Below are 11,413 nucleotides of genomic sequence, written 5' to 3' on the forward strand. Positions count from 1 at the left end.
AGGGGCTGAGACCTTCCGGTTTTTTTCGTTGTGAGATGGAAATGAAAATGGTAAACGGTTTTTTCAGGAAAGCGTAGAAGACTGACTGCAGAAGTGGTACAATATCTTAGTTCAGGAGTTATGACTGCTGATCTGATAAATAAAGATGACTGTAGGCTTGGGAATCAGGCAATACAGACATAATGTATAGATATAGCGATACAGTGACATTGCAGGCGTACGGGATGAAGGTACAGGCTAGACGTATGAGGAAACAGGGATGAAATCCGGCGAAGGCCGGTTATGGGGAGGATCTACATGAAAACAGCAACATTACGAAGAGAAGACGTCGAGCTTCTGGCACCTGCAGGTGACTGGGATTGTATGCGTTCGGCGGTGGCCAACGGCGCGGATGCGATTTTCTTCGGAGTCGAAAAGTTTAATGCACGGGCACGCGCGAACAATTTCCGCATGGAAGAACTGCCAGAGATTATGGCGTTTTTGCACAGTTATGGCGTAAAAGGGTTCTTGACTTTTAATATATTGATTTTTGAAAATGAATTGACGGATGCCAAGGAACTGATCGACGCATGTGTCGATGCTGGCGTGGATGCCGTGATCGTACAGGATTTGGGCTTAGTGAAACTGATTCGCGAGATCTCACCGGATTTCCCGATTCACGGTTCCACTCAAATGACGATTACATCACCGGAAGCGGTTGAGTTTACGAAGCCGTTTGATATGGAGCGTGTCGTTCTTGGACGGGAGAACAACCTGAAGCAAATTCAGAAGATTGGTGAACAGGCGAAACTCCCAATGGAAGTATTCGTGCATGGTGCACTGTGTGTATCGTATTCAGGACAATGTCTGACCTCCGAGATGTGGGGCGGACGTTCTGCGAACCGTGGTGAATGTGCACAGGCTTGCCGTCTGCCATATGACTTGATGATCGACGGTGAGCATAAGCCGATGGGTGATGTCGCATACCTGCTGTCTCCGAAGGATCTGGCTGCAATTGACCTGATGCCAGAATTGATCGAAGCAGGCGTAACGTCCTTCAAGATCGAAGGACGTCTCAAAACTCCGGAATACGTGGCTAACGTGGTCAGCAAATACCGCAAAGCAATTGACCGTTACTTCGACGGTGACAATACGCCACCAAGCAAGGAAGAAATCCGTGAACTGCAGCAAAGCTTCTCCCGCGGCTTCACACATGGTTTCCTGGACGGTACGAATAACAAACAGCTGGTTGATGGTACATTCCCGAAAAGCCGTGGTGTCTACCTCGGACGCGTGGATCAAGTTCTGCGTGACGGTGTTGTGTTGAAGCTGGACGCACCTGTGAAGCGTGGAGACGGCATTGTGTTTGACGCTGGTGACCCAACACAGAAGGAAGAAGGCGGACGGGTATACGATGTACGTCGCAAAGGTGTGAAAATCGAAGGCGAAGCCGGTGAAGGCTGGATCGTGGACATCGTGCCAGGCCGCAGTGACGTGGATCTGCGCCGCGTGAAGGTTGGCGACAAAGTGTGGAAAACGAATGACCCTGCGCTGGACAAACGTCTGCGTCAGAGCTTCGAGACCGAGAAGCCATACCGTGTATTCCCGGTAAAAGTAAAAGTCATCGGCAGCCCTGGGCAGCCGCTCAGCACTTGGTGGACAGACGTGCAGAAGGGCACGACCGTCCGGATTGATTCCGAGATGGAACTGGACATTGCCCAGAAGCGTCCAATGACCTATGAATTGCTCGAGGAGCAATTCGGACGTCTGGGCGGCACCGTGTTCCAGCTGGAAGAGCTTGACGTCAACCTGCACGGTGATGTCATCATCCCGATGCGCGAGCTGAATAACATTCGCCGTCAGGCGGTGGAACAGCTCGCGGGCGAGCGCCCTAAACCGCCCGTCTACGTGAAACGGGCGGTAGAAGTTTACGGCGATGCGGTTAAACCGGCATCGCCAGTGGCTCGCGGTCAAGCGGAGCTGACCGCGCTCTGCCGCAGCCTGCCTCAAGTCGAGGCAGCGCTGGAAGCGGGTGTCGGCATGATCTACGCCGACTTCGAGTTTATCAAGCAGTTCCCGGCTGCTGTGGAAGCCGTGCATGCCGCTGGCCGCAAGATTGCCCTGGCAACGCCGCGCATTCACATGCCGGGCGAGAACGGATACCACAACAACATCCTGCGTCTGAAGCCGGACGCTGTGCTGGTACGTAATACAGGTGCGCTGTACTTCTACCTGCGCCACCGGATGGAGAACCCGGATGCGAATCATCCGGAACTGATCGGTGACTTCTCATTGAACATCGCCAATCATAAGGCTGTTGAACTGTTCCTGGAAGCAGGATGTGACTGGATCACACCATCTTATGACCTGAACATTCAACAAATGGTCGATCTGTTGGGTAACTCCCGTACAAGCCAGACTGAAGTGGTTATCCATCAGCATCTGCCGATGTTCCATACAGAGCACTGCGTGTACTGTACGTTTATGAGTGAAGGAACGGATTATACGAACTGTGGACGCCCTTGTGAAGAACAGCGTGCATCCCTGCAAGACCGGATTGGCATGTCCCACCCGGTACGTGTGGATGAAGGCTGCCGTAATACCGTTTATAACGCAGTGGAACAGTCGGGTGCCGAGTATCTGACCAACTTCATGGACCTGGGTGTATCCCGTTACCGCGTAGAGTTCCTGGAAGAGACGCCGGAGCAGGTTATGGAGGTTATTGATCTGTACAACCGTGCACTGCGCGGCGAGATCAGCGGTACACAAGTGTGGAAAACATTGAAAGCAACCAACCAACTGGGCGTTACACGCGGTCAATTGGTGAAATAAACGGATCGTAGGTTACATTTATTAGGACGGCAAGCATAATAGCAAGCGACAGTTTACAAGCATGAAGCAACCCCAATCTCTGCTTTACGGAGCTCTTGGGGTTTTTTCTGTAAAAGGGACAGTGGTTTGAAAGTTATTCATACCCGTCAGAATGCATAAGGAGGCGAAATACGTGGCGCCATTCACCATGATGGATATCAAATTGCTGTGCGGGGTCACGGCATTCAAACGAGGGGAAGCCTATAACCAGTCCGGTAGGGTGAGCAATCTGGTTGTTAGTGACGATCAGCGTCATTATGAAGCCATGGTGCGAGGCACAGAGCGATATCAGGTGAAGGTGGATTTGGACGAAAAAGGGGAAGTTGAGGCAGGCTGCACTTGTCCAGGCGATGGCCGGTATTATGACTATTGCAAACATGTCGCTGCAGTTCTGCTGGCGATTCATGAATGGGGTGAGCAGCAGGAGCTTAAGGCTGCCGGTACCAGTATATCTCAGGAGTCATCCAAACCTTCTTCAGGGAATCCTTCTGGGTCCGGTAAAGGCTCCGCTTCCAGGGTAGGTACGTTGGTGGAAGAGAAGGAGTGGGAGCGTCCCAACTCTTCTTCAATCTTAGACTCGCCTAGGGATGACAATCCGGAACGACACGAAGGTCCAAGTACAAAACGGTATACGGAGTCCAGTACGAGTACAACATCTCATTCTTTTGCACAAAAGAATGGCTTCTCGGCTTCAGGGTTTAATCCCGCTGCTGATGCAGATCATCAACCGGTTGCCCATTTTGCCCAGGCAGGCCGTCCAAGTTCAGCCCCAGGCTGGGGACGTTCGGCAGACAAGCCTTCGTATCGCACGGCCGACCAGATTCTGTCCATCTTTGCCAAGGAACGCAGTCCATTACATGCGGGTGAACGTAAATATACAGCACCTGTGACCCGCTCCTCGCTGCGGGAAGAGCTTCAGGTTCAGTTTATATGCAAGCTTGTTCAGGTTCACAAAGGGGGAGCCAAGCTCGCACTGGAGCTTAAGGTCGGAAGTAAGCGGCTATACGTGGTGCAAAAGGTGAAGCAATTCCTGAACTGCGTCGAGAAGGGCGAGCCGATGTCGTTTACCAAACTGTTTTTCTATGACCCTTCGATGCATTATTTCAGCCCTCAGGATCAGGAAATTCTATCCATGCTGATTCGTATGAGGCAGAGCGAGGAAGCGTATCGTGAATCCATCTCGGGTTATCTGGGGGCTTCGGATGGCCGGGATATATTGATTGCGCCGCTGGTGTGGAAACCGCTGCTGGAATTGCTGCTTCAGGCCGACAGCCGGATGGAAGGTACGGGACTCGCGAACGGACCGCTCACGTTGGGTGAAGGGGCACTGCCTCTGTTTTATCGGATTGCCCAGGGGGACAATGAGGGGTACCAGCTCGAGATCTCGGGATTACGCGAGTTGATTCTTCTTCCGGCTTATGATGCTGCTGTGGTCGAAGGACAACTTCATATGCTGGAGCCGATGCAGATGCGCAGTCTGGAAGACTTGAGCAGGGCGCTCACTTCGTATGGAATTAAGGAAAGCATCGATATTTCCTCTCAGCAAGTCGATGAGTTCGTACAGCATGTGGTGCCGGAACTCCGTACGCTTGGACATCTGTCGATCGACGCCCAGGTGCGTGAACGAATTGCAGAGCCGGAGCTTGCGCCGAAGCTCTATATTGATTTTTACCGGGAACGGATCACTGCGCGTCTGGAGTTTGATTATGGTGTAATGGTGATTAACCCGCTGGCGGAGTATCTGATCGATGAAGAAGAGAAAAAGGTTATTCTGGTGCGTGACCGTCATGCCGAGCGGAACCTGATTGAGCGACTGGATCGTTCCTTCCTGGAACGGGAAGGCAGCGTGTGGGCAAGTGAACGTGAAGATGCCATCTATGATGTAATGTATCATTTGGTGCCCGAATTGGAGAAGCAGGTGGACATCTATGTCCCGAATGCCGTAAAGGCCATAATGCAATCCTATCCGACACCTCCTAAAGTTCGGGCAGATCTCGGGAAAGGCCTGGACTGGCTGGAGATTTCGTTTGAAATGGAAGGCGTGAACGAGCAGGAACTTCAGGAGATCATGCGCAGCATTGTGGAAAAGAAACCGTATTTCCGCTTGCGCAGCGGTGTCTTTCTATCGCTTGAAAATGAAGGAGCAGACAGCTTCGCCCACATGGCGGATTCGCTGGGACTGGGAGCGGACGATATCAAAGGCAGCCACATTCGGCTGCCAGCCGTTCGAGCGTTACAGCTGCCGGGTCGGGAGGAGGTTTCCGGTCATGTGAAGTGGGGAGGTTCCCTGAAGCGTTTCCTGGATGACCTTCGTGATCCCGAGCGGATGGATTTTGCACTGCCGAATGGACTCGCTCCGGTGCTGCGGGATTATCAGGCCAGTGGATATCAGTGGCTGCGCACACTCGCTTATTATCGTTTTGGCGGGATCCTGGCAGATGATATGGGACTTGGCAAAACGTTGCAAAGTATCGCGTATATCACGGCTGAACTAAGTGAGAACCCGATTTTAGACGGAGATGTTGGAAGATCAGATCGTTACGGGAAAAATGGGATACTGCGAGAGGGTGCTTCAGAGCCTGCTTATTCAGGGATTGATCCTGTAACCGGATTGCCATGGAGTGAGGCTTCTTTGGAGGGGGTTGGGAGCCTCTTTACTGCCTCTGGTACATTACAGGATGGATTAACCACCCGAAGCCAGGCAGCCCATCCTCCCGTGCTTGTGGTTGCGCCCGCATCGTTGACCTACAACTGGGCGAATGAATTTGCGCGCTTTGCCCCGCATTTACGCGTTCTTATCGCTGCAGGACAAAAGGAAGAACGCGCCAACATGCTCGCAGACATGAATCAGGCGGATGTCATCGTAACGTCGTATCCATTGCTGCGTCGAGATCTGGACATGTATCTGGGGAGAACATTTCATACGCTTATCCTGGACGAGGCTCAGGCGATCAAAAATTCTTCCTCTCAGACGGCTCAGGCCGTCAAGCAGATTCAGGCCCCGCGACGCTTTGCGCTCACAGGGACGCCTGTAGAGAACTCGCTGGATGAGCTGTGGTCGATCTTTGAAGCAATTTTCCCGGGTCTTTTCCCAAGCTATCGCAGATTCCGTGATCTGCCGCCTGAGCGCATTGCCCGGATGGTCCGTCCGTTCATTCTCCGCCGCCTGAAGAAGGACGTGCTGGAGGAATTGCCGGATCGCATTGAGACGGTACAGCGCTCTGAGCTAACGGTGGAGCAGAAGAAACTGTATGCTGCCTACCTCTCCCAGCTTCAGGATGAGACATCCAAGGATATGGAAGAGGACGGTTTTCAGAAGAATCGGATCAAAATACTCGCAGGTATCACCCGTTTACGCCAGCTGTGCTGTCACCCGGCTCTGTTTGTGGAGGGCTATCAGGGAGATTCCGGGAAGATGGAGCAACTGCTCGAAACGGTTCAGGATTGTCTGGCAGCAGGCAAACGAATTCTGATCTTCTCCCAGTTTGCAAGCATGCTGAACCTGATTCGGCAGACGCTGGCTGCGCAGGGCAGGAATCTGTTCTATCTGGATGGGCAGACACCGACTCAGAGCCGTGTCGACATGTGCCGCAGATTCAATGAGGGGGAAGGCGAGCTATTCCTGATCTCAATGAAAGCTGGCGGTACCGGACTGAACTTAACGGGTGCAGATACCGTAATATTATATGATCTGTGGTGGAACCCCGCTGTGGAGGAACAGGCCATTGGTCGCGCCCATCGGATGGGGCAGAAGCAAGTCGTTCAGGTTATCCGTTTGATTACGGAAGGAACGATCGAAGAGAAGATACTGGAACTGCAGCAGCGGAAGAAGGATCTGATCGCTGAAGTGATCGAACCAGGAGATGGGGGATCAACAACCTTATCCGAGCAGGATATTCGGGAGCTGCTGATGGTATAAGAAAGATGTTTTGGTGGAATAGGGTGGTACAGTTTGTTGACTTGTATCACCCTACTTTTTATTAGAAAAGAAGATTGATATAAGCGAGAAGTGTAACCTGTTTAGTATAGTATGAAAAGTATACTAGTAAAATCATCTTGAAAATACAAAACATGCATTTATATATCTGATATATTATAATTAACTATTTTAGGTTACATAGCCTGATGATTAATGTATTTTTTGCAATTTTGCACTTTTGAGAAATGAAAGAATACATATACATATCATCTACTCTATAAAGAGGGAGAGTTAAATCATGAGAATTCGTAAAGCTATTATTCCGGCTGCTGGTCTGGGAACTCGTTTTTTGCCAGCAACCAAAGCAATGCCTAAGGAAATGCTACCTATTGTTGACAAGCCAACAATTCAATACATTATCGAAGAGGCTGTAGCCTCAGGTATTGAGGATATTATAATCGTGACCGGTAAAGGCAAGCGGGCCATTGAGGACCATTTTGATTATTCTTTTGAATTGGAGCAAAATCTGGTTGATAAACAGAAATGGGATCTATTAAATGAAGTACGCAAGTCCTCTGAAATGGCAGATATCCACTATATTCGTCAAAAGGAACCCAAAGGACTGGGCCATGCAATTTGGTGTGCACGCAAATTTATTGGAGACGAACCCTTCGCTGTGCTTCTCGGGGATGATATCGTTGAGGCGAACAAGCCGTGTCTTCAGCAGATGATGGAAGTTTATGATGAGTACCAGTCTCCAATCGTTGGTGTTCAGCCCGTGGATTGGAAAGAAGTTTCCCGATACGGTATTGTGGATGGCGAACAAATCTTGAAAACCAATGACCGAGTATTCCGCTCTAAACGTTTGGTTGAAAAGCCGAAACCTGAAGATGCTCCTTCGAATCTTGCTATTATGGGACGATATATTCTAACACCGGATATTTTTGAGATTCTCGGTCAACAATCCGCAGGTGTCGGTGGGGAAATTCAGCTGACTGATGCGTTATCACGTCTGAATGAGCAGAGAAGAATATTGGCCTATCATTTTGAAGGCCTTCGTCATGACGTGGGAGAGAAGTTGGGTTTTATTGAGACAACGATTCATTATGCACTTCAGCATGACGATCTGCGGGAAGATTTGTTGAATTATCTGAAGAAGATTGTGGCGTCGAACTAATGTTAACTTATAATTTTATATACAAAAAAAGGTTTACCCTCAGGAGGGTAAACCTTTTTGCTTTGATCTAACTTGGGACATGTTTATTAATTAGAAGTTCAGTTCAGCAATCTGTTTAATCTCGTCAGCTTCATTAGGTACAACAGCAATGAGCTTATCATACACCGCTTGATCTTGTTGTCCGTCTTTCGTCAGAGCCGCAAGATACCAACGAGCAATTTCACGGTTGGTAGCATCGCTCAAATCCTCTGCAATTCCACCCTTAAGAATCGTTACAGCTCCGGCAGAATCATTTGACATGTATTTCATTTTTCCTGCATTCAGAATCATTGTTGGAGTAAGCTCGAATGGCTGTCCTTGAAGTTGCCCTTCAGGAAGAGTCTTTAGGTGCTCTACGCCATCAACAACATGCTGGTAAGCATCCAGACCTGAAGTGAAGTAGGATTCTTTCTGAGCCATATCGCCTTGTCCAAGTGCTTGATATCCTAGATCAAACGAACTGCTGATTAGAGTTTCGTACCAATCCATATTCCAGATATAGTTGTTAGCATATTCCTTTTGAAGAGCATAGGCTTGTTCAGTATCACCTTTAAGCTCATAAAGTTGGATTAGCTGTTTAACCATACTTTTGTTGTACGGCTCTGCTTGTAGTCCTTTTTGCAGCAGTTCTAAGCCTGCTGTATAGAACTGCTCATCTTGTGTCTGTTGGAAACCTTGCTGGTACAGTGAAGCTAGGGTCAACAGGGAGTCAGAGTGTGTGCTACGTATGGTCAAGTCCTTGTCCAATGCAGTCTTAATTTCTTCAAAAGATTGGCTAGTTTGTGCTACTTCTTTAGCTGCATTCGCATATTGATTTGCTTGCAAGAAGCGGACGGATACGATCAATAGTATGATGATTGAAACTCCGGCGATTGCAGTATAGATTCCTCGTGCTGCCGATGGGCTTACCTTCAAACGTTGAACCGGCCGTGGTTCGATCGCTGCCGCCATTCCTCCAAACCCGATAAACACCAGCATGCCGATGAAGACGTAACTCATGTTGAAATCGAGAAGACTCAATACCAGAATGGTCATGGACATAATGAAAAATACAAAGTGCGACTCTCTTTCACTTTCATCTCTACGCAAGTAGCTGCGAACGAAATGATAGAAAATATACAGTATGAATGCCATGAAAATAATAAATCCGATGATTCCGACTTCTACCAGATACTGCATGAAGAAGTTATGTGCCTGGGCACTGACGTATGGATTATTTTGATATTTTTCGTAAAGTGCAGTCCAAGCGCCACCGCCAGCACCAATCAAAGGATAATCCGCAATAACCTTGGCGGCATCTTTGTAGAAAGTGAGTCGCTCCAGAACACTGTGTTGCTGGAAGTTAATGTTTTCCAGACGCGTACTGATGCTGTCCGGCAAAATGTTGCGAACGCTGGTACCCAACAGCAGCACTGCTGCGATAATGGCGAGGAGCACTGAGCCAAGCGGGATCCAGAGGCTTGCGCCTTTACGTTTACCCCAAGCTTGGAACTTGGCTTCAAGCTTTGGAGCGATCCAACGTTGGATCAACCAGTTGATAATCGCTACAACGATGGATGCGGTAATCAGATAGATCCAACCTTTAGTTGCAAGTCCGGTCGAGAACTGTTTCTGTAATTCGAGTCCGGCGGTATTGACCGGATTCAGGATAGCAATCGTAGCTATTCCCGATATAGCAAGATATATAAACCATAGAATCTGTTTTGCTGGTTTAAGTAGCAACAGGATGATCACGAACACGATAGGCATCATCACAAGACCTGTCCGCGAAAGTGTCAGCAACAGAGACAGTAAGATAGGAACAAGCATGAATCCGTGGACCAACTGTTTATACACCTTTTTGGTGCGGATCAGGCTAAAGATGCTAATGAACAGAAATGCCATCAAGAAGGCTGCGTATGTATTCGGGTACTGGAATACAGAAGCAAGCCGTGGACCGTTTGCATCGTTCCAGATCGCTTGATTATATACCCCATTGACTACGCCTGAAGAGAACCAGCCGACCAGTTTACCGGCGAAGTTGAATGCACCAAACCAATTCAATAGACCATATCCGACAATTACATATGCAATTCCTATTAAGGAAGATTGTATGATATGATTAATTTGTTTTTTCTGGAGCAGGTGCATCGTTATGACGAAGAGCATGGCATAGATGCACTGGATTAGAATCATGTTGCTTGCCAAGTAATGCGATGCTGCACTAATAAGCGACAGTATGTAGGTAAGTGGCAGTAGTAAAACGAGTAACTTGAGCCAATCTTGTTGGGATTCTAGTGAGATGTTTTTGTAGTAAACTACAGCCCAGACAATGAAGAGGAGGCTTGTGATTACTAGTGCCCAATAAATGGGGCCTTCAAATTGAAGTAATTGTCCGTTAAATAAAGCAACTTGAAATGAGGACCAGAGTAAAAATAAGATGAGTCCTATTGTCAACGTCCACAACAGCGGCGAGGTTGAGCCGCTGCTTGTCTTGCTCGACGTCTTCTTTTGTTTACCGTATACTGGATTCGACAAGGTTTGATTCTCCTTTTCTTATAGATACGACAATATTTTAGCATACTGCAGAAACAGGGGCTAGTTTTGTGAAGAGTACTCGCATTTCTATTTATTAATGTGTACAACAAAAAGGAGTAAATATGTATCAGCAAATTCGGAATTTTTTGAAATATAAAGACTTGTTTATCGAGCTAGTAAAAAAAGATATAAAACTAAAATATAGGAACTCGTATTTAGGTCTGCTTTGGAGTTTTTTAAATCCTCTCCTGATGATGACTGTGCTTACAATTGTTTTTTCGGGAATTTTTAAAAATAATATATCAAATTTCCCTGTGTATGTTTTATCTGGAAGACTCATGTATTCATTCTTTTCTGAGGCAACTAGCTTTGCAATGAATTCTATACACGTAAACGGTCAATTAATAAAAAAGGTATATATCCCAAAGTACTTTTTTCCATTATCACGAGTGTGTTCTTCTTTCTTGACTTCTTTGGTTTCCTTAGTTCCAATTTTCTTGGTTATGTTTATAACTGATATGCAATTTTCAATATTTAATTTGTTGATTGTAGTTCCTTTGTTTTTAATGTTAATATTGTCCGCTGGTGTGGGGTTGCTCTTATCAGTAGGTACCGTTTTTTTTAGAGATGTAGGTCATTTATACACAGTAATTTTAACTATTCTTATGTATATGACACCTATATTTTATCCAGCTGATATAATACCTGATAAATATCAATGGTTGATAGAGATTAATCCATTATATCCATTAGTAGGAATGTTTAGAGATGTTCTAATGTATGGTCATAATTTTTCTGCACATCAATTAACTATTTCTCTTATTTATGCTGCTTTATATTTTATTATCGGATTATTTGTTTTTTATAAAAAACAAGATAGATTCATATTTTATTTATGAATTCTTTATAGG

At 47.2% G+C, this 11,413-nt stretch carries 5 protein-coding genes; 4 read left to right on the plus strand and 1 reads right to left on the minus strand.

Annotated features, from left to right (window positions below; translation table 11 throughout):
* Window positions 1-297: 297 nt before the first annotated feature.
* The 3 genes from CHI14_RS22450 (at window position 298) to galU (ending at window position 7,946) form a co-directional block, all read left to right on the plus strand.
* Window positions 298-2,811, plus strand: a complete 2,514-nt coding sequence (locus CHI14_RS22450; protein WP_095291466.1) for a U32 family peptidase — start codon at window positions 298-300, stop codon at window positions 2,809-2,811.
* Between the two features lie 172 nt (window positions 2,812-2,983).
* Window positions 2,984-6,769, plus strand: coding sequence for a DEAD/DEAH box helicase (locus tag CHI14_RS22455; protein WP_170948236.1), 3,786 nt, complete (start codon window positions 2,984-2,986; stop codon window positions 6,767-6,769).
* Between the two features lie 298 nt (window positions 6,770-7,067).
* The gene (gene galU, locus CHI14_RS22460; RefSeq protein ID WP_095291471.1) at window positions 7,068-7,946 is read left to right on the plus strand and encodes a UTP--glucose-1-phosphate uridylyltransferase GalU; all 879 of its coding nucleotides are present in this window, start codon (window positions 7,068-7,070) and stop codon (window positions 7,944-7,946) included.
* Between the two features lie 90 nt (window positions 7,947-8,036).
* Here the strand turns inward: galU and CHI14_RS22465 are convergent, their stop codons facing one another.
* On the minus strand, window positions 8,037-10,502 hold the full coding sequence (locus tag CHI14_RS22465) for an O-antigen ligase family protein (RefSeq protein WP_095291472.1): 2,466 nt from the start codon (window positions 10,500-10,502) through the stop codon (window positions 8,037-8,039).
* Between the two features lie 122 nt (window positions 10,503-10,624).
* On the opposite strand from CHI14_RS22465, the gene CHI14_RS22470 reads away from it, so the two are divergent.
* A complete protein-coding gene (locus tag CHI14_RS22470; RefSeq protein ID WP_095291474.1) occupies window positions 10,625-11,401 on the plus strand; it encodes an ABC transporter permease in 777 nt (258 codons plus the stop codon).
* Window positions 11,402-11,413: the final 12 nt, after the last annotated feature.

The sequence above is a fragment of the Paenibacillus sp. 7516 genome (assembly GCF_002272715.1).
GTDB lineage: Bacteria > Bacillota > Bacilli > Paenibacillales > Paenibacillaceae > Paenibacillus > Paenibacillus illinoisensis_A.